This is a genomic window from Cellvibrio sp. UBA7661, from assembly GCA_002483365.1.
Classification (GTDB): domain Bacteria; phylum Pseudomonadota; class Gammaproteobacteria; order Pseudomonadales; family Cellvibrionaceae; genus Cellvibrio.
The window spans coordinates 380,496-405,044 of the sequence record DLHT01000003.1 but is presented as its reverse complement, the minus strand read 5'-3'; the positions used below and the strand labels follow the sequence as shown (position 1 = coordinate 405,044).

The window sequence follows — 24,549 nt, the reverse complement described above, 5'->3', positions numbered from 1 at the left end:
TCATATTGATAGCTCCTGCGCTTAGTGGTCGTGGCTCGCCCCGGATTTCTCCAGGTCGGCTTTGAGGATGTAAGCGTTTTCCACCACATATTCATCGCCCGCGTTCAAGCCAGCGAGCACTTCGGTGTAAATGCCATCGCTGCGGCCAAGCTCCAGCGGGCGAATCTCATAGGTGTCACCAACTTTAATAAACACCACCTGCCAATCGCGGAAACTTTGCAGCGCGCGGTTTTCCACGCGCAAGGCAACGGGCGTATCGGCCACACTTACCCAACCCTCAACCGCTTGGTTGGGCACCCACTGGCCGCCGCTGTTATCCACCGGCGCATGGACTTCGAGCGTAGGGGTATCGCCGTGGCGCGGGGTGATGTATTCAATGTTGGTCTGTGCCTGCTGCCCATTGGCGTTGATCACAATCGCCTGGCCGTTTTTGACCTTGGCGGCATCGGTGGGAAAGGCTTGCAGATGCAGTTCGAGCACGCGCTCATCGAGGATGCTGAACAGCACGCGGTCGGCCGTAAATTCACCGGCATTGGCGTGGCGCTCGACTACTGTGCCATCGATGGGCGACAGCAGCGGATATTCGCGCAGGCTTTCGTTGGACTCCACCGTAGCAATCACCTCGCCCGCTTTTACGCGCATGCCGATGCTGGGTTTGACGCTGCGGATCAGGCCGGGATAACGCGCTTGAATATGGCTCAGCCGCAAGGGGTCGGCCACGATATTGCCGTAGAGCTTGATGCGCTCTTGCAGTGCGCCTTCAGCCGCGATGGCGGTGGTGATAGTGGACGCTGCAGCAATGTCGGCGGCCATAGCGATGCGCCCTTCATAGGAGGGATAAGTCCATTCATGGCGTTGGTTTTGATAACGCGCAGTGACTTTGATATCGAACGAATGCGGCTCTTCCACTACGCCCTGCCCGCGCAGGAAATCCTGTTCGGGTTTGAACGCAAAGCGATTGACCTCGCCACCCAAACGGGTGAGTTCCACTTCCAATTGCCAGTCATCCGGTTTGAGCGGTTTGCCATCAACACTTGCCCAGGCGCGGTATTCGGGTGGTATGCCCTGCTCAACAATCGCCAACTCGACCACAAATTCGCCGTCTTCCAACAGACGGCCATTGTGGCTGCCCTTTGCGGGTTCTTCGGGGTGGTGTTCGTCGTGTTCATCGTGGCCGTGATCGCCAGAGGCGAACAGTGGGGCCGAGAGGCCGAGGCTCGCAATTAACAAAAGGGTGCTGATAAGACTGTTCATTGGGCTGTTTCCCCTGATTGGGTTGAGGGAACGGGCGCGGACGCGGTCAGGCGCTCCAGTTCAATGCGGGTTTGGTGGGCGCGCAGGGCGGCGCTGATGAGTTCGGCGCGAGCATCGAGCAGTTCGCGCTGTGCCATGGCCAGCTCCAGCGAGCTATAGCGCCCCTGTTCAAAGGCGTTGGCGGTCGCGCGGCTGGCCTCTTGCATGAGCGGCAAAATCTGGTCGCGCAGGCTCTGCGCCTCGCTCCAGGCTTGTTGATGGGCAGCAAAGGTTTGGTTCAAGCGAGTTTCAAGCTGCGATCTGATGCTATCTTCGGCAAATTGTGCAGCATCTTGTTCGGCACGGGCGGCCTGGATCGACCCGCTGGCGCGTTTACCGCTTGCCAATGGAACACTGAGGCCGAGCACTAACGCTGTGTCATTTGATGCCTGCAACTGACGCACTCCGGCATTCCAGCCCAAGGCCAGCTTGCCCTCTGCTTCTGCTTTGCGCAGTTCAGCCGCGCGCAGGCGGGTTTCATCACCCAAAAGTGCCACGTCTGGGTTCTGTGCAAGGCGTGTTTGCCATTCGGCAAGGGTTTGCGGGTTAGTTAGTGCAAACAAATCGCCGCTGGCGCGGGTGAAGTCCGGCGTGGGGTCAGCCCAGTAAGCACTTAATTGCAGAGCTTCCTGCCGGGCTTGCTGGCGGGATTTTTCCAGCGCGATCCTGGTGCGTGCCAGTGCCGCGCGGGCGCGCATTAACTTGGCCTGGGGCGTACTGCCTGCCTTGACGCGCTTGGTCAGGCTATCGACTAACTGCTCCGCCAGCCGCTGCGCCTCTTCCTCCAAACGCACCTGTTCCTGCGCGGCGAGCAGGGCGATAAAGCGGTAATTCACTGCTGCGACCAGATCCAGCACCGCCACGCGCTGTTGTGTTGCCAGCTGTTGCTGGCGCGCAGTTACCACGCCAAGGCGCGCATCGCGCTGCTTGCCCAGTTCAATGATGGAGGTGAACGACAGCGTAAATTCAGCGCCATCCATACCCGATAACTCACCCGAACCCGCGACGTTCTCCAGCTCGCCCTGCAGGCGCAGCTCTGGTCGCAAGGCCGCAGTGGTGTGCTCGCCGGCCAGAGCCGCGCGGCGAAATTGATAGCCCGCCAAGTGCGGGTTGTGCTGCAAGCTCGCGCTCAGTGCTTGCTGCAGGCTGAGCGTGTCCTGAGAGCTAATAGTGTTCTGAGCGTTAATAGTGTCCTGAAAACTAATAGGGTCTTGAGCCTGCACAGGTGCACAGACAGCACTGGCGACAAATGCCAGTGCAGATAAACGGATTTTCATTACATTTCCTGCCGTGAGTCGATCACGCAAAACCAAACCGGGAGTCGTCATCCTCGCGAAGCGGGGATCCATAGGTTTAACGAAACATCGAAAAACTGGACTCCCGCAAACGGGAGCGACGGATGAATTTCAGGTTAAAACTCAGGCAGCGAAAGGTGGCGCGCGCAGCGGCGGCCGTGTGTAGAGCGGGAAGGAAAAATGGAATGGTTGATAGAAACCTATCCCAAAACGTGCGGGCAACACCAGCAAGCCCAGTGCCACCGCCGCGAGCAGAATCAAGCCTAAATCGATCTTGCCCAGCTTGGCCAACACCGACGTACCCAGTTCTATATCGGCATCCTGATGGACTTCATCCGGATGATGATCGTGCGCCTCATGGCCATCCAAATGCATATGCACCGAAATCGGTGGCTCCTGCCCATCAAAACAAAAATGCCCATGCGCCCCCGCCCAGCTGCTAAGCAGCCAGAAAGTAAAGGCCAAAAAGGCAAGATGATAGGAGCGTTTGGGCATAGGTTACAGGCGCTATCGGGCTGCTGAACAGATGCGCAAGCATAGCCAAGGCGGCCAGCCCTGACTAGGCTGGATGAACCCTAAACTGGAAGAAGCACTGTTTTGGAGCTAGGGTAAAAGTCTATCTACCATGATAACAATCGACCTGCTATTAGCCGATCGCAAGAATGGAGGCAATCTATGCTAGTAAATATTTCAGTGTCCAAACGTTTAGGTGGCGGTTTTGCCTTGGTGACACTCACCTTTGTGGCACTGCTGGTTTTTGTCGCCTATGCCTTCCATCAGGAACATAGCACTACCAAGCTCATCCTCAGTAATTTCGTGCCGGGTACCAGCACCCTTTACTCATCGGATCGGGATCTCCAGCAAGCCTTGGTGGCTGAGCGCACCCTTATCGCGACAGACCCGGCAAGTGACAAAATCAAAACCTTGCTGGAAGAACACGCGGAAAATAAACAGCAGGCGCGCGACCGTGTCGATCAGTTTTTCAGCCTGATGGATGACGACAAATTACGCGAGCAAATGAAACTCTATGCCAGCCTTCGCGATATATGGGAGACATCTACCGATGAAGTGATTGCGCTGGTAAAACAGGGCGACCAGGCATCGCGTGCGGCGGCCTTGCAGTTGAGCACGGGTAAAGCCGCTGAAGATTTTGAAGCCATGCGTAACCAATTGGATTTAATGCAAGAGCGTCTGGAGCAAATCCTTACCGAGAAACACGAATCCGCAGTCGCCAATTTCCGTAGTACTTCAATCGCGATGATTATTACCGGTGCCATAGGCATTCTCCTGGCCATAGTGCTCTCGGTTGTCTTGTTCCGCAGTATCACTACACCATTACAAACTGTCGCTGCTGCGGTGCGCCAACTGGCGGAGGGCGATCTCAGCTTCCGCAACCAGGATCAGCGCCGCGATGAATTTGGCCAGCTACTGACGGCTATGAATGACTCCATGGAGCGTTTGTCGCAAACCGTGACCGATATTCTCAACACCTCGGATGCACTCTCCAGCGCTTCAGCGCAAGTATCGGCAACCACCCAAAGCTTGAGCCAGTCTACGACGGAACAAGCCAGCAGCGTGGAGCAAATTTCTGCCACGCTTGAGCAAATTTCCAGTTCAGTGGCGCAAAATTCCGACAATTCAAAAGTAACCAATGGCATAGCATCCAAAGCCGCACTACAAGCAAAAGAAGGCGGCACCATAGTGACCCAAACCGTCGAGGCTATGCGCCTGGTCGCTGAAAAAGTAGCGATCATTGATGACATTGCCTACCAGACCAATTTGCTCGCGTTGAACGCGGCTATTGAAGCAGGGCGTGCGGGTGAACATGGGCGTGGTTTTGCCGTAGTGGCGAGCGAAGTGCGCAAGCTGGCCGAACGCAGTCGCGTAGCAGCGCAGGAAATTGACGCACTGACCAACAGTAATGTGGAGCTGGTAGAACACGCAGGCCAACTCTTGGGCGATATGGTTCCGGCAATTACCAAGACCTCGGATTTGGTACAGGAAATTTCCGCCAGCTCAACCGAACAGTCCAGCGGTTTATCGGAGGTAAATGTGGCCATGAGCCAAATCAATGCCGCCACCCAACAAAACGCCGCCGCCGCTGAAGAACTTGCGGCTACTGCCGAACAGACCAATGACCAATCGCAACACCTGCAACAATTAATGTCTTTCTTCAAAGTGGCGAGTTAATCGCTCGCTGCTTTTCGCTTCTTCCTGCAAGCCTTTCTAACCTTCCCAGCGATAAATCCCCAGCGATACATGTGTCGCTGGGGTGGTTATTGTTGTGTATGACGTTCCCGGATGTAGACAACAAGAAGATTTTAAATTGTTCATTTTGAAATCTATTGTTTGATATTGTTCACTTTTGAACATATAGTGAAAGAGGCCGTAGAAAATCAGGAGCTAACAGCAATGAGCAAATCCCAACCGCTACCGGCGGTAGATGAGGCACAGATGAGCCGTGTAGCCGTGAAATTGTTTTTTGGCATTGCCGAAGAATGGAGCCTCACCGACGAGCAACGCTGCACCCTCGCCGGGCTTGGTACCCGCACGACGCTGCACAATTGGCGACAAAAGCTGGCAACGGGCGAGCCTATCAAGCTGGGCAAAGATACCTTGGAACGCCTGTCTTATCTTGCCGGTATCTACAAGGCGGTACAGCTACTCTTTGCTGACCCCGCACAGTGGAAAAACTGGGTGCGCAAACCCAACCGCGATTTCGGCGGTGCCTCAGCACTGGAGCGCATGCTGGCTGGCCGTGTGGTGGATTTGGTTGATGTGCGCCGCTATTTGGATGGCTGGCGCGGTGAGGTTTATGTTTGATGGCAAAATCGACAACCCACAAGGAAGTTCACAGCAATACCTATCGCCTGATCCCCAGCCACTTCCCACCCATCGCCCTGTTTGAAAACCTGCTCGATCCCACCGAGCTTGAAGCGGCTTATGCACTCGAAAGCCTGACCAATGATCGCCTGCAAGATCAAGCGGGCAACATTAGCTTGGTCGTCCCCGAAGACCGGGTGACCGGCCCAGGCACCACCGCGATTATGGCGGCCTTCACCCACACCGGAATTCCCAGCCGTTTTACCGATGGCCGCTTCGGCATTTACTACGCCGGTTTAAATTTGGAAACCGCGCTGGCGGAATCGCGCTTCAGCCGCGCGCGCTTTTTACAAGCGACCAATGAGCCCCCGCAAATGCTCACCCTGCGCTGTTATACCTGCGAAGTGCATACAGAATTAGTCGATCTTCGCGCAGATGCACAGGTGCACAATCCCGATAGTTTTATTTATGCCCAAGCCATAGGGCGACAATTAAAAGCGCAAAACGAAATGGGGATCTTGTATCAATCAGTTCGCCATGCCGGTGGTGAATGCATTGCGGCTTTGCGCCCAAAAGCGTTAACACCACCGGCGATTCAAGCGGGGCATTACCAGTTTTATTGGGATGGGAATTTAATAACGCATGTTTTGGCGGTGGAAGCAATTTTTTAGTTTGAAAAATAAATCCTGGACATTACTTTAATGAACATTATTTGATGTTTTATCAGTCATCAAGCAATGGCTGGAAACGCGGTTGACTTAAATTTTATTGGGGTTATGATTGGGGTTGTCGAATTAATTTTTGCTGATTCAATTATGTTTTCCTTACTGCGTTTTATCCTTAAAAGAGTTTCTCTCGCCTTTCCCCTCTAATCGAGCGGTAAATACGCTCGGCTATTTTTTCGTTTTTATTTCTGGTTGATTAAATCCACTTAAAACAGTTTTGTTTTGAGCCGTTATTTTATTGTGCTGGAGAAATAAATTGTCACCCCAATACTTCAATCGTTTGAAAAAACGACTGGGCGATTGTGCTCGTCAACACTTTTTGCACCTGCCTTGGAGCATGAGTTTGAATGCAGCTGAATTATCAACACTGTTTACTACGTTAGAACAAAGCTCTTCATATACAGGAACGCCTACGAGTCGCATTACTATTGGAAATAAAGTGACATTATTCGATGTGCAGGAAAAAGAGATCATCACCTTGGTGCTCACTAATCCACGCGACAGTGACCCCGACAGAGGCTTTGTTTCTTGTTTTTCACCCTTGGGCCGGCAACTGATTGGCCGCATGCCGGGTGATGTTGTAGAAATAAAAATATTTTGTCGGACGGCATTATTTCGCATCATCCGCATCGAAAGCTAAATCTATTTATTAGTAAAAATGAGCAGAGGAGTAATCGCCCATGCATGTTGAAAACTGCCGCTCGCTGTAGTTAATGCTACGGTGAAATAGCACTCGACTAGCTTCTGTAAATAATCCGGCGGCAATAGGCGCAGAAGTACTATTGATCAGGAGTACACAGTATGTCTAAAGAGAAAACTAAAAAAGAACCACAAAGATCATTGAAAGATAAACGACGCGATAAAAAAGATAAGCGCGCTAACAAATCAGTACTGAGCAATTAACTGATTCTATTTGGTGTTTAAGTCCGTAGCCATTTGCGCACTCATTCCGGAGTGCGCCTTTTTTTATAATCGATAAGCCCTAACCCGCCACAAAAACGGGTGCAAAACCGCCGCCCTGGGTGCGGAAATTTGTCGTTTGTCCCTGATATAAACGTGCGGCTAATAATTGAATGTTGCTGGCGTAAACATAGGCGCGAATATCCATTTTGAGTGAGGTTTTTTCATCGTCCACTAAAATGCCGCGCTCGCTGGGTGGTACTTGTTGTTGGGCGACATAATCGCCCTGCAAAATTTCTTGCCACACCCGCTGGGTAACTTTGTCACCGCGATAAGCCGCTTTACTGCCATAGCCAGTGGCAGGTTTAAAAAATAATTGTTTGCGCTTATTCCACAATTCACTAGCGTTATCGGCGCTGAGTAATTGGGTGTGGGGAATGCCCGCGACCAGTGTGTTTATATCCTCAAGAGTTGCACCAAGGTCACTCAATGTTTTGTCATCGCTCAGCAATACCAAATTGCGTTTATCCGCATAAAGCGCGTGGTGATATGGATTGGGTGTGAGCACTGCGGCATCTTGTTCGTATGCGGCACGCAGCATTTGGTTGTGTGCTTGCGCGAGGGAAAAATCGGTTAGGCGGTTGTACACCAAATCAATGATTTGTTCCTGGAAAAACAATTGCCCATTCTGCAATTGCAATTCACGCGGATCGACAATCAGGGTTTTGATACCGGCGCGCTCAAATAGGCTTTGCGCCAATAAAAATTCCGGATACAAAAATTGCGCGCTGGGGTTTTCATCCACTATGGCAATGCAGCGCAATGGTTGCGTGCCGCGCGCGAGTTGCCACTCCTGTTTAAACATGGCAACAAATTCTGTATCCAACTGTGGTTGCAATAATACTGGCAAGGCACCAGCGGCATTGCAGCAGGCAGTTTGCGCGCTCAGTAGCGCCGCATTTAAAAACGCACCACCGGCGTTGGTATTGATTTCAATAATCTGCGGGCCGGCATCACTCATGTGAAAATCAAAACCCATAAATACACCCGCCGTGGGCGATGGCCGCTGTGCAAGAGCGGGCGCATTGTTTAATACCCGCTGCCGATACGCTGGCAGCGCAGTCACACGCATCACAGCTTGCACCAGATTTTGTAACTGTTGCCATTGCGCGGGTGAAATAAAGGTTGCGGTATTGGAAAACAATTGTGCTTCGTACTGCAGGACCTCCGCGGGTAATGCCTGTGCCTGCAGGCTCGCCAGTAATTGCTCGCGCTTGAGGGTTTTACAAAAACAGGCGCGATTTAATAGATCCGCCGCTGAACTGCAATCACAAGGATTATCACGATTCATAGCGCACCCGAATGAATTGAGAGGAAAAAAGCGTTATTGAGTATTGCGCGGCAGTGCGATGGAAATCAATGTGGTTATGCCGATAAACACTGCTGCTACCCACAAACAGGCAACCAGACCCGCCGCTTGATAGACCCAGCCCGACAAAATTGTGCCGAGTAAACGCCCCAGTGCATTTGCCATGTAATAAAAACCCACATCCAGCGATACACCGTCGCTATTGGCGTAACGCACAATCAAATAAGAATGCACCGAAGAATTAATCGCAAACACAATGCCAAATACAATCAAACCAGCAATTAAAACTGCTGTAACCGAAAAACTCGCTCTGGTAGATAAAGCGTTGCCGAATAACCACGCCAATCCTGCAGTAACCAGGGTAAGTAGAAGCGCCCAGATAAATGCGCTATGCCCAGTGGGTGTAGTGCCGGTTTTAGTGCGCAGTAAAAAAGGCGCGGCGGATTGCACTATGCCGTAACCAATTATCCAACTCGCTAAAAACCCGCCGGTCTGCCAAAAATTCCATTGCAATTGGCTGGATAAAAAAACCGGTAATGCCACCACAAACCAGACATCGCGTGCGCCAAATAAAAACAATCGCGCAGCCGATAAAATATTGATCGCGCGGCTCTTGGAAAAAAGTTCAGAAAATTTCGGCTTGTTTTTGGCTTTACCTAAATCCTGTTTGAGTACGAACACACTGGCGGTCCAGACTAATGCCAGTGCTGCGGCCATCGCTAACACCGCGCCTTTAAAACCCAAGAGTGCAAGCAGCGCGCCGCCCAGAAAAAATCCCACGCCTTTTAACGCATTTTTAGAACCGGTGAGTAGCGCCACCCACTTAAACAATCGCCCCTGTTGCTCGCCCGGCAACAATTGTTTGATTGCACTTTTCGCGCTCATTTTATTTAAATCTTTCGCGATTCCCGATAACGCTTGCGCTGCCATCACCAGCGGCACACTGAGCCACGGTGTTGGTACGGCAAGCATAGCCAAGGCAATCACTTGCAAACCAAGGCCGATATTCATAGTGCGGTTCAAACCAATACGCGCCCCCAAATAACCGCCCAATAAATTCGTTATCACTCCAAATATTTCATAAAACAAAAACAGCGCCGCAATTTGCAGCGGGCTATAACCGAGTTGATGGAAATGCAACACCACCAACATGCGCAGCGCACCGTCGGTAAGGGTAAACGCCCAATAATTGCCGGTGACAATTGTGTATTGGCGAATGGCTGTATTCATAAAATGCCTATAAATTTGTCGCCCAATACGAGCCGTTAATTCCCACTTTGAAAAAGGGGGCTAGGGGGATTATTAAATTAAAATCTCCCCTAACCCCTCTTTGCTAAAGAGGGGGACTTGAAGGTGCTAACCCCACCAACCGCGCCAATTCCGCCGTGCGATTGGCATAACCCCATTCGTTGTCATACCAAGCGTAAATTTTTACCAGTGTGTCATTCACCACCATAGTGGAGAGCGCATCCACAATGGATGACAGCGGATTGCCACAAAAATCGCTCGATACTAATGGCCTCGTTTCATAACCCAAAATATCTTTCAAATAAGTTTCGCTCGCCGTTTTTAATAGCGCATTCACTTCTTCCACGCTGGTTGCACGGCTAACTTCAAATACGCAATCAGTGAGTGAGCCAGTAGCGAGCGGAACACGCACCGCGTGGCCATTTAATTTGCCGCGCAACTCGGGGAATATTTCTGCAATTGCCGTAGCTGAGCCGGTACTGGTGGGAATTAAATTGGAATGGGATGCACGGGCGCGGCGTAAATCTTTATGGGGCTGATCCAAAATCGATTGGGTATTGGTTAAATCGTGAATGGTGGTGATAGCGCCGTGTTTAATACCTAGTTGTTCATGAATCACTTTTACCAGCGGCGCTAAACAATTAGTGGTGCAAGATGCGGCCGTCACTATGCGATGTATCGCCGGGTCAAATAAATGCTGATTCACACCCATCACCACATTTAATACACCCGGTTCTTTTACCGGCGCACTCACCACAACACGTTTTACACCTTGATCAAGATACGCCTGCAGCAATTTTACGTCGCGCATTTTGCCACTGGCTTCAATCACAACATCGCAATCACTCCAGTCGGTTTCAGCGATGCTTTTGTTGCGCGTAAATTGAATTTTTTTACCATCAATATCAATAGTATTTTCATCGCCACTGGTTTCATGAATCCACTGACCTTGCACTGAATCGAATTTTAATAAATGCGCGAACGTAGCAGCATCCCCCGCCGAATCATTAATTTTCACAAATTCAAATTCCGGCCAGTGCCAACTCGCACGCAATGCCAAACGGCCGATGCGACCAAAACCATTAATACCGATTTTGATTTTTTTCATCCTATATGCCCTTCATTAAACCAATGTTATTTACGAACTAACTCGCCAGATAACTCCGTACCAGGAGAAACAGTATTAAATACAGTGCCAAATTTTTTTACATTATCGTGCAACAACGCAAGGCGATGATCGCTCTCATCAGTATCCACGCGAATAATGTAATGAATGGATTCCATTTTGGGCGGCGAGTCTTGTCGGACACCGTTTAATTCGACTTCAACACCACGCAATTGAAATTTTAAAATCGGCGTCACTCGCTCAATACCTTTAATCATGCAGGCCGAAAGCGCAGCAAGTAATAATTCTGCGGGATTAAAAGCATCTATACGGCCTGCCAAATCAGTATCGATTAACAGGCTCGCCTCTTTGCAATAAGCATTGCTGCTGTGTGCATCATTGCGTTTGGCATTTACATGAAAAGTCATTTTGGTTGCTGACATGATTAATCCTTCGAAAAGTAATGTTGGGTGCGATTGCAAAACGCCACAAGCGATAACATCACCGGCACTTCAACCAAAACGCCTACCACGGTTGCCAGTGCTGCGCCGGAATGTAGGCCAAACAGTGAAATTGCTACTGCTACCGCCAATTCAAAAAAATTGGATGTACCGATCATGCACGCAGGTGCGGCAATGTTGTACGGCAGCTTCATCATTTTTGCGGCGATAAAACTGATCGCAAAAATTCCATAGGTTTGAATCAGAAGCGGAATAGCAATCAATAAAATGGCTTGGGGTTTGGTCAGGATAGTTTGCGCTTGAAAGGCAAATAACAGCACAACCGTAGCTAGCAAACCAATCACCGACCAAGGTTTGCAGGCTGCAAGAAATTGTTGCAGTTGTTGGTTAGTGTTTGCGCCCGATTTGGATTCCAGCCAGCGACGGGTAATAACGCCCGCGATCAATGGCAATAACACATAAAGCACAACCGAAATAATCAATGTATTCCAGGGCACATGAATATCGCTAACACCCAATAAAAAAGCACAGATGGGTGCAAATGCAAAAATCATAATCACATCATTAACGGAAACCTGCACCAGTGTGTAGTTAGGGTCGCCTTTGGTGAGTTGGCTCCACACAAATACCATGGCGGTGCAAGGCGCAACGCCGAGTAAAATCATACCGGCGATGTATTCTTGCGCCGTTTGTGGATCAACCCAGTCAACAAATAAGACTTTAAAAAATAGCCAGCCCAGCGCGGCCATGGTGAAAGGTTTTATCAGCCAGTTCACCACCAGTGTGAGTATTAATCCTTGTGGCCGCTGGCCGATATTTTTTATTGCACTGAAATCAATTTGCACCATCATGGGGTAAATCATTACCCAAATTAAAACCGCAACCACCAAGTTGACATGGGCAAATTCCAGTGCGGCAATTTGGGCAAAAGCAGCGGGAAAATAATTTCCCAAAACCACACCCGCAGCAATTGCCAGTGCAACCCAGAGCGATAAATAACGTTCGAAGAAGCCCATTTTTATACCTGCTTGGTTACTACATTAAATAACGGATTGGTTCACACGTTTGCTCAAAGCTTCTGCTGATTCAACCCGCTCTGAATAACGGTCTACCAAATAATCGCTGCTATCGCGTAACAGCAAAGTAAATTTCATTAACTCTTCCATCACATCTACTAGACGGTCGTAATAAGCCGATGGTTTCATACGATCTTGTTCATCAAATTCCTGAAATGCTTTGGCAACAGATGATTGATTGGGGATAGTGAACATCCGCATCCAGCGTCCGAGAACGCGCAATTGATTTACTACATTAAAAGATTGCGATCCCCCGCAAACTTGCATGACCGCTAATGTTTTCCCTTGTGTAGGTCGAACAGCCCCCATATTTAACGGAATCCAATCTATTTGTGCTTTAAATACTGAACTCATTGCGCCGTGACGTTCGGGTGAGCACCAGACTTGTCCTTCTGACCAGAGTACCAGCTCGCGTAATTCCTGGACTTTGGGGTGCGTGTCTGGCTCATCATCCGGCAGTGGTAAACCACTTGGATTAAATATTCGTGTTTCGGCACCAAGGTGTAGTAATAAACGTTCAGCCTCTTCAACTAATAAACGGCTAAATGAGCGCGCGCGGTTAGAACCGTAAAGCAATAAAATACGCGGTTTGTGTGTTGATCTTCTTTCAGTGATTAATACATCTGCATGGGCGCTGGTGAGTAACGCATTGTTGATATTCGGTAGGTTTTGATTGTTCATTTTTTACTTCCCAAAATACGTTATAAGTCATTCAGTTAAGAAAAATTACAAATCGCCAGTCCCGTCTAGTGCAGCTTGTAATTGGTTTTTTTCCAGTGCTAGCGTATCCAGTGGCAAGGTGAGGTGATTAAAGATAGCCTCGTGCAAAATACTGTGGCAGCTATCGTGCGTGCATAAAAATAAAATTTTCATGATATTTAGTCTTTCATCATTAACAGCAGCGGTTCGGCCGGTCTTCCATCGCGCACAAGCGTTGGTGATTTTCCTCAAGCCATTCCTGGTTGGCATCCAGCAGCGTTTTCAAGGTTTTGGTAACCCATGCCGGTAGTTCCGGGTGCAAACGGTAATACACCCATTGCCCTTTACGGCGATCAGCAAGCAAACCGGATTCGCGCAACAGCGCCAGGTGGCGGGAAATTTTTGGTTGGATTTCATCAAGCGCGCAGGTGAGCTCACAAACACACAGCTCTTTTTCGCGCGCAACCAACAACGCAATACGGGCGCGAGTGGGGTCAGCAAGAGTTTTACAGAGCGAATCGGGGGTAAAAAGAGGCATAATCACCAAGTCTGAATATATGTTTAATCGAATATATGAAAAAGCGTATATTTAGGCAAGTGATTGTTTCTGGCAAATAGGTGATTGTGTCCTGATGAGGGTAAAATTCGCTGATAGTGCCGCTGAGATACTTAATGCGCCCACACATGCACAGGAAATAGTCATGCTCAAAACAACCTTGTTATTTGTCGCCACTGCATTGGCTGAAATTATCGGCTGCTTTTTACCTTACCTGTGGTTGCGAAAAGGCGGTTCTATTTTGTTGCTATTGCCTGCCGCAGCAAGCCTCGCGCTATTTGTGTGGCTGCTTACTTTGCACCCCGCCGCAAGTGGCCGCGTTTATGCGGCCTATGGCGGTGTGTATGTCGCCGTCGCATTGTTGTGGTTGTATTTTGTCGATGGGATAAAGCTTTCAGTTTACGACTGGGTAGGTGCCAGTGTTGCACTGCTGGGCATGATGATTATTGTGTTGGGTTGGCGCGGGCAGTAATCGTTATTGTTGTACAAATGATTTTTAATGTGTGGATAAGTAGCTATGTTAACGGCAGTAAAAGACCAGTGGTTTTCCAATATTCGCGGCGATTTTTTATCGGGGTTGGTAGTTGCACTCGCGTTGATACCAGAGGCTATTGCCTTCTCGATCATCGCGGGTGTCGATCCTAAAATTGGATTGTATGCCTCATTTTCTATGGCCGTTGTGATTGCCTTTGCCGGTGGTCGCCCGGCGATGATTTCTGCTGCAACCGGCGCTATGGCACTGCTGATGGTAACGCTGGTAAAAGAACATGGTTTGCAATATTTACTGGCGGCTACTTTATTAACCGGTGTGATTCAAATTATTGCAGGCTATTTACGCTTGGGTGATTTGATGGGATTTGTGTCGCGCTCAGTGGTAACGGGTTTTGTAAATGCGTTAGCGATTTTAATTTTTATGGCGCAATTACCAGAGCTCACCGATGTCACCTGGCATGTGTATGCGATGACTGCTGCTGGCTTGGGTATTATCTATTTATTTCCCTATGTGCCGAAAATAGGAAAAATTATTCCATCGCCACTCGTGTGTATTTTAGTACTCACTGCCATCGCGTTAATTTTTAAGATTGATATTCGCACCGTGGGCGATATGGGTGAACTGCCGGATACCCTGCCGATTTTTCTCTGGCCCGATGTGCCGCTTAATTTGGAAACCCTGTTAATTATTTTGCCCTACTCAATTCCACTGGCCGCCGTCGGTTTATTAGAGTCGATGATGACGGCCACTATTGTGGATGATATGACCGACACCACCAGTGATAAAAACCGTGAGTGTAAAGGTCAGGGTGTTGCCAATATTGCTACCGGTTTACTTGGCGGTATGGCGGGTTGTGCAATGATCGGACAATCGGTGATTAACGTAAAATCCGGTGGCCGCACACGTTTATCCACCTTTCTTGCTGGCGCGCTCCTATTAATTATGGTGGTGTTTTTAAGTGATTGGATTTCCGTTATCCCTATGGCTGCATTAGTGGCTGTGATGATTATGGTTTCCATCGGGACTTTTAGTTGGGCTTCTATCCGCAACCTGAAAAAACACCCGCTCTCTTCCAACATTGTGATGCTCACCACCGTGGGTGTGGTAGTTGCCACCCACAATTTAGCTTACGGTGTATTTATTGGCGTGCTTATGGCAGCGATGTTTTTTGCCAACAAAATTGGGCACTACATGGCAGTGACTTCAGCGTTAAATGAAGATGGCAGTGAGCGCAGGTATCATGTTTTTGGCGAAGTTTTTTTCCGTTCGGCAGATATGTTTGTGCGCGGTTTTGATCTGAAGGAAAAGTTGCCTAAAGTCACCATCGATTTAACGCACGCGCATTTTTGGGATATCACATCGGTCGCAGCACTGGATAAAGTTGTGCTGAAATTCCGCCGCGAAGGTGTTGAGGTAGATGTGATCGGAATGAACGAAGCCACCAAAACCATTGTGGATGATTTTGGTGTGCACCATAAACCGGAAGAAATTACCCAAGTGATGGGGCATTGAGATCGCGTCCAGGTGAAGTTGCTCTATTGGCCACTTCACCTGCTAGACTTGCTACATCGCAATAAAAGCTGCCTCTACTATAAGAAAGACCAAACCAACCATGAAAACCCCTATTTTCAATATCCATGATCTGATCCTCCTGCTCACACTTGCAGTTTGTGTGTTGCTGGTGATTTTCCAGTGGTTGCTCTCCAAACAAAAGGCGATTGCCTCGCGCCTGTTATCGGGATTTTTTGTGTGCGTGGGTGCAAGTGCGCTGTGTAATTTATGGCTGTGGAATGATTACATCGGGTTAGATAGCGGATTGGCAAAGATGATGTTGTCGCTGGGTTTGGTCGCAGCGGTTGTGGGCAAAAGTATTTTTTTATATTTGTATGTGGTGTCTATTACCCGCGCTAATTTTTCCCTGCGCTTAAAAGACAGCATTCATTTGTTGCATTTATTGGTGTTGTTCGGCTGGGTTTTATTGGGTGGTTTGGACAGCGACAGGCTGCGCTATTTACCCAATAGCCACACAGACCATTCTGTAAGGCTTACCAGTTATGTGTGGCACTATCTGAAATTTTTGCCAGTGGTATACGCTTTTGCAGCAGCACTGGAAATTTATCGTTACAAACAACAATTAAAAGAATTTTATTCCAGCTTGAGTTTGCAGGGGCCTTATTGGTTGTTATTGCTGAGCTTGGGTTTTGCATTAAATTGGTTGTGGTCGCTGGTGGTTCATCTGCTGGGGCAAACCGTGAGTTTTTCCATCGCCGATAGCTTTGGCATTTTTGATAATTACATTACCTTTTTGTTGGTTAACGCACTCTTTGTTTACAGCTTATTGTATGCACACCAACTATTAGAGACCAAAGACAAGCCCAAAGAAAAAGAAGTTGCAGTAGCGGTAGAAATATCGCCGGAGGCAATTGCGCGTATCCGCAACACTATGGAAAAGCATCAGCTGTATTTAAAACAGAATTTGAATATTGAAGATTTTGCGCGGCAGGTGGGTATTCATTACCGCGAGGTATCGAACATTATAAATAAAGAGTTCAACACCAATTTCTTTGAATTTGTGAATGAGTACAGGGTAAATAAGGCCAAGCAAATGTTGCTTGACCCCCAATGTTCCACTATGACGATTCTGGATATTTTGTTGGAGTCAGGATTTAACAGTAAATCGTCATTTCACCGGTTTTTTAAACGTTACACAGGAATGTCGGCAGCGGAGTTTAGAAAACAACATCCGCTGTAATCCCCCTTCCGTCGTCAAGACTTTTTAACTCCCTCTCCCCCTCTCTTTTCCGTAAATAGGAGAGGGTTGGGGTGAGGGTTATTTTTTTCCGCGACGAACCAACAACAATCCGCACAGCGCAATTAAGCCGAGCAAGTTAAATGCACCACCGCCACCGCCCGATCCGCCCGAGGTTTTTGATGTGGCGACAGACGATGCAGCGGCTGAAGCTGCAATAGAACTTGCAGTGGAACTGGCAGCTGCAGAGCTTGAAACGGCAATGGAACTTGCAGCGGAGCTGCTGGCGTTTGCAGGTTCATCAGCTGGTGGTGTACCGGTGTAACCTGTTGCGTTTTCTTTGGTGAGTGCGAGCACCAGAATGCCGTCTTTGATCACCACATTTTCTGGTGCGAAATACACGCGGTTGCCTTCAAATGTCCAATTGGCTGTGCCCCAGCGCGCGCTATCCAATGTGGTGAAATCATCGCGCCATCCACCTTCAAATGTTTTGGTGGTGGTGTTGTAAGCTTTGTAGTCGATGTAATTCACAAATTGATACACGGGCAACACACTGTCATCCCACTCGCCTGCCCAGAGTATTGAATCCGATGCCCACAAATTAAAACGTAAACTTTGCGGATTGGTGAGACTGGTGACGGTGCTGGTGCCGGTGATGCGGCGCACTTCTACGCCATCCAAATACCAGGCGACATAATCCGGTGTCCACTCCAGTACATAAGTGTGATACGTATTGGCGAGCGATGTATTGGCATTATGAACTTGTTCGGTGTGAAGTGTGGGGCGGGAGCTGCCGAGAATAATGTTGCTCTGCCATTCGGTTGCGTTATTTTTTCCGAATACTTCGATATCAATTTCTTCCCAAAAAGTATTGCCAACTTCCGAACCATTTTTGTAAGTAAAAAAAGTGGATAACACGCCGCTGGCATTGGCCACACGCATACGGATTTCGTAGCGGCCGTACAAGAAACTGTCGTTGGAATAAATTTCTGCGCCCTTGTAAGCCTTGGCATGAACGAGATGACTAACCAATCCGGTGGTGACGATTAACAACACACACAACAAACGACGCATAACGTTTACCTCATCAACAAACAATTAAAAATCGACAGCAAAAACAGTATTAAAAAATGGGAGTGCGAGCAGAGCCCGACACTCCCAAGGGCTAAAACAAATTATATTTTGGTGAGCTTGAACCAATCGATATTGAAGCCGCCGGTGTTAGCGTAGATCGCCAGACTTTGCACGCCTGCATTCAAATACACATTGTGTGAGATCGTCTGGTAAGTGCCCCAGCCACCGGTGTTGGGCACGCTGATGGTGCCTAAACCTACGCCGTTGCGATCCAAAGTGAATTGCGCGGTGGTGAGTGCCGATGCGACACGGTATTCAACCTTGTAAGTCCCGGTTTGCGGAATATTCACATTGTTGTATTTCATCCACTCGCCTGCATCGATGTAACCCACCGTGCCGCCCGATACAGTCACACTGCCGCCGACTTCGTTAAAGTTTTCCGCCTGAATAGTGATAGCGGTAGCGGGCGCACTGCTACTGCTGCCGCCACTTCCACCGCCGCTGCCAGTATCAGCAGGTGGTGTGCCGGTATAACCGGTTTGGCCTTCACGGGTCAGTGCCAATACCAAAATGCCATTTTTTACGACGACGTTATTGGGGTCGAAATCCGCCAAGTTTTCACCAAAGGTCCAGTTGGCTTTGTTCCAGCGATTGGTATCGAAGCTATTGAAGTCATCGCGCCAACCCGTGCCAAAACTGTTGGTAGAGGCATTCCAGGGTTTGTACTCGATGTAATTTACGAATTGATAAACCGGCAGAATATTGGGGTTAAACGCCCCGACCCACTCGGCGATATTCGCCGCCCACAGATTGAAGCGCAGATCTTGCGGGCTGGTCAGGCTGGTGACGAACTGGCCGCCGTTAATGCGACGCACTTGCGTGCCGTTCACAAACCAGGCGATGTAACTGGGTGTCCACTCCAGCACATAGGTGTTGTAACCATCGCCCAATGAATAAGGCATGGTATGCAAACCTTCGGTTTTGGTGGTCGGGCGATTGGTACCGATAATCACATTGCTCTGCCATTGGGTGGCGTTGTTCTTACCGAAGATCTCGATGTCGATCTCTTCCCAGAAAACACCTGGCTGTTCCGATCCATTTTTGTAGGTGAAGAATGTGGACAACACCCCGCTCCCCTTGGCGACGCGCATACGCATTTCATAGCGGCCATATTTGTAGGTTTGCTTGGAGTAGATTTCCGCTGCCTTATAAGGCTTGGCATTGGCGGCGCTGGTGATGCTAACGCCGATCAGGGTGGCGAGCGCAAAGAGCACGCCGGTATAGCGATTGAGAGTGAACATAGCGAGTACCTTTTATCTTTATTAGAAAACGCTTGAGTTTGTCGTTGGGTGGCAACCACTGAATGCCACAAGCGTATCTTGTGTGTAGGCACAGGGCGCGTCGCACCAGTTTGAGCACTAAACGTAAAATGATGCGCTGCAAACCGGAAATGGTGACTGGCAAACCTACATCGGCATCCAACAAACACAAAATCCTGCTCACAGATAAAAGTCGTACCTTGCCAAGCAGCCGCTATTGAGCGCAAAATACTGTTTTTATATACAGTAAGTTGCACTGCAATAATTCGGGAGTGGTGATATGGCGGCTGATGATCATGACTACAGAGACCCGGAATCGATAGGCTCAGAATCGATAGACCCGGAATTGTGGATCGCCGCCAAACCCCAAGCGCAAAAGGGGCGCGGTGCAGCGAGTAATATTGCCGGCCGTTTTGAAACCCAGCTGATTGAAACCGTGGACGATGGCTGGCAACACCATGAGGATGACACTGACATCCGCCCCGCGTTAAAAACCCATGTCACACCCGAGCTGGCCAAGAGTGTTTTGAGCCGCAACCAGTCGCCGGATATTCCCTTCAGCGTCTCCATCAATCCCTATCGCGGCTGCGAACATGGTTGCGTCTATTGTTTTGCGCGCCCGACCCACGCGTATTTGGGGCTATCGCCGGGGTTGGATTTTGAAACCCGGCTGTACGCCAAAACCAATGCCGCGGATGTGCTGCGCCGCGAACTCGCGCAGCAGAATTACCAGCCGAGCCCTATCGCCTTCGGGGTGAACACCGATGCCTACCAGCCGTGCGAGCGCGAGCTGAATATCACCCGCCAATGTCTGGAGGTGTTTCATGAGTGCGACCATCCGGTGGGGATGATTACCAAATCGGCCTTGATTGAACGGGATATTGATTTGCTGCAACCGATGGCGCAGAAAAATCTCGCGGCAGTCGCAATCACAATTACGACTTTGGATCACAGCATTTCCCGCATTCTGGAGCCGCGCGCCGCATCGCCCACCCGCCGCTTGCAAACTATCGAGCGTTTGGCAAATGCGGGCATTCCCACCATGGTGAGTGTTGCGCCAATTATTCCGTTTATCACCGAGCAGGAAATCGAGCGCGTATTAAAAGCCGCCGCCGATGCAGGCGCGACCGCCGCCGGTTACACCGTGCTGCGCTTGCCGTGGGAGATCAATCCGCTGTTTCAGGAATGGCTGCAAATCCACTTTCCCGAGCGCGCCGCGCGGGTGATGAACCGCATCCGCGATATGCGCGGCGGTAAAGACTACGATGCAAATTTTGCAACGCGCATGCGCGGTGAAGGGCTGTGGGCCGATATGATCCGCCAGCGATTTTTAAAAGGCCTAAAACGCTACGGCCTCGATAAAAGCCGCCGCTACGGCGAACTGGATTGCACCCAATTCCGCAAACCCTTACACATCCCCGCCACCCAAAAGTCCGATGGGCAGATGGATATTTTTGGTTGAATCCAACATTGGTAATCACTATGATTAATTTCTAATCACTGTGATTAAGAGACTGTTATGGCTACCGCAGACACCAAAGTAATAACTGCCCATGTATCCCTGCCAATGGCTGAAAAGATTGATGAATTGGCTACGCGCCTTGAGCGTTCACGTGGTTGGATTATCAAACAGGCGCTAGCAGCCTGGATTGATCAGGAAGAAGAGCGCAGCCGCTTGACCCGGGAGGCACTTGACGATGTAGATCAGGGGCGAGTTATTGATCACCACTCTGTGCAGGCGTGGGCTGAAAGTCTGGGTACAGACAAACCCTTACCGGTACCCAAATGATGCAAATCGAATGGACAAGTAAAGCGCTCATGGATTTGGCGCGGCTCTACGATTTTCTCGCTCCCCTCAATCCACCTGCCGCTGCGCGGGTTATCCAGAACCTCACCCAATCACCTGTCAAATTGCTCGCTAATCCGCGTATTGGTGAAAAGTTGGATGAATTTTTACCGCGCGAAGTTCGTCGTATCCTGATTGGCGCTTATGAGCTGCGCTATGAAATCCATGCTGACACTCTTTATGTATTACGAGTGTGGCATACCCGCGAGCAGCGCTGACTCCCGCGCACAGTTTGTCGCATTTAATGCTGGTAAATTGCCACAGGTCAATCCGGCAACAATTGCGAATCCAATTGTGCTTCAGGTGCGGCAAAACCGGGGAGCGGTGTGAGCAGTAAGACCAGCGCCATCGCAATAATTGGTACATGGCCAAGTAATTCTTCTGGCCCCAGCACAATTCCGGTCAGGGTAAAAATAATCACAATCAATAGCGATGCAATGCGCGGTGCAATATTGGCCACGAGCAATACACCAAAGCACAGCTCGGCCATGCCTGCACCAAAAACAAAATGGGTATTGGTAAAACTGTGCCAGCCAAAATAGTGTGGGAAATTAAACACCGGATATTCATGCAAAAATGCCAGGCCATAACCGGGGTGCAATAATTTGTCATGGAAGGTGAGAATAATTAATTGCAAACCCAACCCAAATTGCACAATGCCGACAGCCAATGAGCGATGTTGAATGCGATATTGTTTGCCGAAAAATTTCGTGTTTAACCGCCCCTCGGCATACCGTGGGCTGGTAAAAAACAGTGCGATGCTCAACGCAATTAATTCCGGTGCGTAATCAATCGCACTGGTGATGGGAAATAATAAAAATAGCGAAAGTGAAAATACAAAGAGCGCCAATGCAAACAGGCTGACATCCACAATTAATAACAATATCAACAGCGCCTGAACCAGTGCGTATTCAAATGATCCGCCATCGCGCACGAAATTGGGTGCAATAAAATGCCCCTGCAGTAAATTCGCGAGTAACAGTATTCCCAGTGAAAATTTTAATAAGGTGTTGATGTGGCGCGATGGATTTTTCATCCAGAGTTTACTGACAGGCGCATAAAGAAAATCATAGCTGCGTATATTTTGCCGTGCGTGCCGTTGCAAGAGGCTGGCGGCTGCCACAAATAAAAATGCACCGGCGAGGATAAATGCAAAAAGACTATCAAAGAAATAACCGGCTTCGGTAAATGCGTGACTGTCATCGACAAACCATTTGACATGCGCGTGCGCCACCAGCGGAAACAGTGTTGGGGCAAGGCATAAGACAAGCCATAAAGAGAGGCGGCATTTCATATCAAGGCTCCTTTTATTCGTTATTCAATAGCAGGGCGAAGATGCTATTCGTCAACAACCTATTTGCAGAGTGAAATTATCGGGACACTGAGTTGCAACTTTGATACGCGCGCGGCGGTTATTTGGGCTGTTATTTGGAGGGAAGCTGTGTTAAATAAGCCGCGGTAGTTTGTAGTCACCGTTTATTGTTCACATCAGCAAACGGTTTAGCGCTATGGAGATAAAAAATAAAACGGAATTGCGCGACCAAACCCAAAAAAGCCTCGCGGGAATACGGTTAACAGAAATAAAAAAGCAATGACGATACATTGCAAACCATACTAAGACCAATACACCTCATCAGGAAATTTGATTGGCCTGAATGATAATTTAAGTGCCACTCAATCCAACCTAGCGATTTGCCCCAGCAAACAGAGGTTCTACAGAACTCAGTAGAGCAGTACCTTTATTTTCTGCGTCAACTTTTGTTGAGGGGTTTATGGTATCCAATGTTAATTTAAACGACATTTATATTTTTCATGCCGTGTCAGAATTAAACAGCATCACCGCCGCGAGCAAGCAATTAAACAGCAGCAAACAAACCATCAGCCGCAAATTGGCACAGTTGGAGGCTGCATTGGGTGTGACGCTGATTGCGCGCAATAGTCGCTATTTCCAATTGACCAGTGCGGGGCAGGCTTACTACCAACACTGCTGCCAGATTATCCAGCAGATTGAATTGGCCAATGCGCAAGTACAGGCGCACCAGACGGCACTGGAGGGCAATATCAAAATCAGTCTGCCGCACGATTGCAACAGCAAAGCCATTTGTAATTACCTGATGACGTTTATGGAAAAACATCCGCGTATCAAATTGGATATCAATGTCTGTGACCGCAACAGTTTTGCATTAGGCGACGGTTTTGATTTGGCGATCCGGTTGGGCGAGTTGGAGGATTCATCGCTGGTCGCGCGTCGTTTGGGCACGATTAATTACGGTTTGGTGGCGAGCCCTTGTTACCTGAAAAAAATCAGCCCGCCGCAAACAGCCGATGATCTCGCGCGTCACACTTACATTATGGTGAGCAAAAGTTCGGGCAATACGGGCCGCGATTCGCCGCTGCAACAGTGTCGGCAATTAGTGGTTAATGAATTTATCCTTGCCAAACAATTTGCCAGCCAAGGCTTCGGATTGGTGCATTTGCCCTTATTTATGTGCTACGACGAACTGCAAAGTGGCGAATTAGCGACGCTGCCGCTCGCGGAATGCCGGGAGACAAAAACCCTCAGTCTGGTGTTTCCCAAAGATAAATACATGCCTGGCTATGTGCGGCGTTTTATCGATTATCTCGTGGATATGTGCCGCGACCGCGAGCTGTGGCTGGTGGATCACGACCAATATCTTTATCAATCACCCACGCTCAAACAGCGAAGAACCGGTCAGGGTTGAGCGGCTCCTTTTTTACTGGCATAGCAATTGCAAATATTAAAACCAAGCGCTGTATTCCGGTTTTAATCGCCAGATGAAAAGGAAAACGCCATGATCCCGAAAATTCTGCACCAATGTTCCAAATCGTACGTTTGGGAAGAGCGTCAGCTGACGCGTCGCGCGCGTGCATTAATGCCCGATTTTGAATATCACGCCTGGACCGATGAAACCAATCTCCAGCTTGTACAAGAGAAAGCACCGCAATTTTTGCAAGATTATTTACGTATTCCGGTGGGAGTGATCCGGGTGGATATTGCGCGCTGCCTGTATTTGTATGTGTACGGTGGAATTTATTTCGATACTGATTATGTTTTTTACAAACCGATTAACCAAAAATTCCTTAATAACAAATGTGTGCTCGCCGTTGAAGAACCGGAATGCAAAAGTATTGGCGGAGGCCCCAAACTGGGCAATGCGTTTATGGCATCGGAGCCGGGGTTTGATATGTGGCTTAAATTTATCGAACAGATTTTTGCCAAGCATCGCGCAGGTGAAACCAATATTGTGTTTCTCAGCGGCCCGCATGCGCTGACATTATTTTTGCAGGAACATCCGCATTATAAAAAGGATATTACCGTGATGCCCAGCCATGTTGTCTATCCGGAATTTACAATGGCCAAACTGACCGCAAAAAAAACTGCGCATACCATCGGTGCGCATTTGTGTTGGGGGTCATGGCGCGGCAAGCCGATGATGCAATATCTGCGCAGCCGTTTGCGGCGCTGGATTTCAGCGGTGGTGTAATGTTTCTGTGAA

The 24,549-nt window shown here is 49.1% G+C and carries 26 protein-coding genes; 12 read left to right on the top strand and 14 right to left on the bottom strand.

The genetic code is table 11. The features are described from left to right. Positions 1-21: 21 nt before the first annotated feature. The 3 genes from B2739_RS02065 to B2739_RS02055 form a co-directional block, all read right to left on the bottom strand. Complete coding sequence (locus B2739_RS02065) at positions 22-1,254, bottom strand: efflux RND transporter periplasmic adaptor subunit (RefSeq protein WP_331344209.1); 1,233 nt, start codon at positions 1,252-1,254, stop codon at positions 22-24. Continuing rightward, positions 1,251-2,570: a TolC family protein gene (locus tag B2739_RS02060; RefSeq protein WP_331344208.1), complete on the bottom strand. Its 1,320-nt coding sequence runs from the start codon at positions 2,568-2,570 to the stop codon at positions 1,251-1,253. The genes B2739_RS02065 and B2739_RS02060 overlap by 4 nt, the downstream gene beginning before the upstream one ends. Before the next feature lie 141 nt (positions 2,571-2,711). Next, positions 2,712-3,083, bottom strand: a complete 372-nt coding sequence (locus tag B2739_RS02055) for a hypothetical protein (RefSeq protein ID WP_331344207.1) — start codon at positions 3,081-3,083, stop codon at positions 2,712-2,714. 180 nt (positions 3,084-3,263) lie between these two features. On the opposite strand from B2739_RS02055, the gene B2739_RS02050 reads away from it, so the two are divergent. From B2739_RS02050 to B2739_RS02035, 4 genes are all read left to right on the top strand, one after another. Next, positions 3,264-4,778, top strand: coding sequence for a methyl-accepting chemotaxis protein (locus B2739_RS02050; RefSeq protein ID WP_331344206.1), 1,515 nt, complete (start codon positions 3,264-3,266; stop codon positions 4,776-4,778). Between the two features lie 222 nt (positions 4,779-5,000). After that, entirely contained in the window at positions 5,001-5,411 is a 411-nt protein-coding gene (locus B2739_RS02045) for an MbcA/ParS/Xre antitoxin family protein (protein WP_049631306.1), read from the top strand. Continuing rightward, positions 5,411-6,082 carry an RES family NAD+ phosphorylase gene (locus B2739_RS02040; RefSeq protein ID WP_331344205.1) on the top strand — a complete coding sequence of 224 codons (672 nt, stop codon included), beginning with the start codon at positions 5,411-5,413 and terminating at the stop codon, positions 6,080-6,082. The genes B2739_RS02045 and B2739_RS02040 overlap by 1 nt, the downstream gene beginning before the upstream one ends. A 310-nt stretch (positions 6,083-6,392) precedes the next feature. Then, positions 6,393-6,776 (top strand): GreA/GreB family elongation factor, encoded by a 384-nt coding sequence (locus B2739_RS02035; protein WP_331344204.1) that lies wholly within the window; start codon positions 6,393-6,395, stop codon positions 6,774-6,776. Between the two features lie 342 nt (positions 6,777-7,118). On the opposite strand, the gene B2739_RS02030 is transcribed toward B2739_RS02035, so the two are convergent. From B2739_RS02030 to B2739_RS01995, 8 genes are all read right to left on the bottom strand, one after another. Then, positions 7,119-8,387: a hypothetical protein gene (locus B2739_RS02030; protein WP_331344203.1), complete on the bottom strand. Its 1,269-nt coding sequence runs from the start codon at positions 8,385-8,387 to the stop codon at positions 7,119-7,121. Between the two features lie 33 nt (positions 8,388-8,420). After that, positions 8,421-9,635 (bottom strand): organoarsenical effux MFS transporter ArsJ, encoded by a 1,215-nt coding sequence (arsJ, locus tag B2739_RS02025; protein ID WP_331344202.1) that lies wholly within the window; start codon positions 9,633-9,635, stop codon positions 8,421-8,423. Between the two features lie 103 nt (positions 9,636-9,738). Next, complete coding sequence (locus tag B2739_RS02020) at positions 9,739-10,761, bottom strand: ArsJ-associated glyceraldehyde-3-phosphate dehydrogenase (RefSeq protein WP_331344201.1); 1,023 nt, start codon at positions 10,759-10,761, stop codon at positions 9,739-9,741. 26 nt (positions 10,762-10,787) lie between these two features. Further along, positions 10,788-11,201 (bottom strand): OsmC family protein, encoded by a 414-nt coding sequence (locus tag B2739_RS02015; RefSeq protein ID WP_331344200.1) that lies wholly within the window; start codon positions 11,199-11,201, stop codon positions 10,788-10,790. Positions 11,202-11,203: 2 nt separating this feature from the next. Then, on the bottom strand, positions 11,204-12,235 hold the full coding sequence (gene arsB / locus B2739_RS02010; protein ID WP_331344199.1) for an ACR3 family arsenite efflux transporter: 1,032 nt from the start codon (positions 12,233-12,235) through the stop codon (positions 11,204-11,206). A 24-nt stretch (positions 12,236-12,259) separates the two neighbouring features. Next, entirely contained in the window at positions 12,260-12,976 is a 717-nt protein-coding gene (gene arsH / locus B2739_RS02005) for an arsenical resistance protein ArsH (protein ID WP_331344198.1), read from the bottom strand. Between the two features lie 45 nt (positions 12,977-13,021). Then, positions 13,022-13,168: a hypothetical protein gene (locus B2739_RS02000; protein ID WP_331344197.1), complete on the bottom strand. Its 147-nt coding sequence runs from the start codon at positions 13,166-13,168 to the stop codon at positions 13,022-13,024. Between the two features lie 19 nt (positions 13,169-13,187). Then, entirely contained in the window at positions 13,188-13,532 is a 345-nt protein-coding gene (locus tag B2739_RS01995; protein WP_331344196.1) for a metalloregulator ArsR/SmtB family transcription factor, read from the bottom strand. Between the two features lie 163 nt (positions 13,533-13,695). Between B2739_RS01995 and B2739_RS01990 the strand changes: the two genes are divergently transcribed. The 3 genes from B2739_RS01990 to B2739_RS01980 all read left to right on the top strand — a co-directional run bounded on the left by B2739_RS01990 (position 13,696) and on the right by B2739_RS01980 (position 16,795). Then, positions 13,696-14,022, top strand: coding sequence for a YnfA family protein (locus B2739_RS01990; RefSeq protein WP_331344195.1), 327 nt, complete (start codon positions 13,696-13,698; stop codon positions 14,020-14,022). A gap of 45 nt (positions 14,023-14,067) precedes the next feature. Further along, entirely contained in the window at positions 14,068-15,555 is a 1,488-nt protein-coding gene (locus tag B2739_RS01985; protein WP_331344194.1) for a SulP family inorganic anion transporter, read from the top strand. 100 nt (positions 15,556-15,655) lie between these two features. Further along, positions 15,656-16,795: an AraC family transcriptional regulator gene (locus B2739_RS01980; RefSeq protein ID WP_331344193.1), complete on the top strand. Its 1,140-nt coding sequence runs from the start codon at positions 15,656-15,658 to the stop codon at positions 16,793-16,795. Between the two features lie 78 nt (positions 16,796-16,873). Here the strand turns inward: B2739_RS01980 and B2739_RS01975 are convergent, their stop codons facing one another. Continuing rightward, entirely contained in the window at positions 16,874-17,866 is a 993-nt protein-coding gene (locus B2739_RS01975) for a family 16 glycosylhydrolase (RefSeq protein WP_331344192.1), read from the bottom strand. Positions 17,867-17,967: 101 nt separating this feature from the next. Then, the gene (locus B2739_RS01970) at positions 17,968-19,167 is read right to left on the bottom strand and encodes a carbohydrate-binding protein (RefSeq protein ID WP_331344191.1); all 1,200 of its coding nucleotides are present in this window, start codon (positions 19,165-19,167) and stop codon (positions 17,968-17,970) included. Between the two features lie 298 nt (positions 19,168-19,465). Here B2739_RS01970 and B2739_RS01965 point away from each other — a divergent pair, with 298 nt between their 5' ends. The 3 genes from B2739_RS01965 to B2739_RS01955 are packed head-to-tail and all read left to right on the top strand — an operon-like array spanning position 19,466 to position 21,249. After that, a complete protein-coding gene (locus B2739_RS01965) occupies positions 19,466-20,647 on the top strand; it encodes a PA0069 family radical SAM protein (protein ID WP_331344190.1) in 1,182 nt (393 codons plus the stop codon). A gap of 57 nt (positions 20,648-20,704) precedes the next feature. Then, positions 20,705-20,974, top strand: a complete 270-nt coding sequence (locus B2739_RS01960) for a CopG family ribbon-helix-helix protein (protein WP_049631292.1) — start codon at positions 20,705-20,707, stop codon at positions 20,972-20,974. After that, positions 20,971-21,249, top strand: a complete 279-nt coding sequence (locus B2739_RS01955) for a type II toxin-antitoxin system RelE/ParE family toxin (RefSeq protein ID WP_414633201.1) — start codon at positions 20,971-20,973, stop codon at positions 21,247-21,249. The genes B2739_RS01960 and B2739_RS01955 overlap by 4 nt, the downstream gene beginning before the upstream one ends. 47 nt (positions 21,250-21,296) lie before the next feature. Here B2739_RS01955 and B2739_RS01950 read toward each other — a convergent pair whose 3' ends face one another. Further along, positions 21,297-22,325, bottom strand: a complete 1,029-nt coding sequence (locus tag B2739_RS01950) for a hypothetical protein (protein WP_331344189.1) — start codon at positions 22,323-22,325, stop codon at positions 21,297-21,299. Between the two features lie 478 nt (positions 22,326-22,803). Here B2739_RS01950 and B2739_RS01945 point away from each other — a divergent pair, with 478 nt between their 5' ends. Both B2739_RS01945 and B2739_RS01940 read left to right on the top strand, forming a co-directional pair. Then, on the top strand, positions 22,804-23,754 hold the full coding sequence (locus B2739_RS01945; protein WP_049631289.1) for a LysR family transcriptional regulator: 951 nt from the start codon (positions 22,804-22,806) through the stop codon (positions 23,752-23,754). Positions 23,755-23,844: 90 nt separating this feature from the next. Next, positions 23,845-24,537, top strand: coding sequence for a glycosyltransferase family 32 protein (locus B2739_RS01940; protein ID WP_331344188.1), 693 nt, complete (start codon positions 23,845-23,847; stop codon positions 24,535-24,537). Positions 24,538-24,549: the final 12 nt, after the last annotated feature.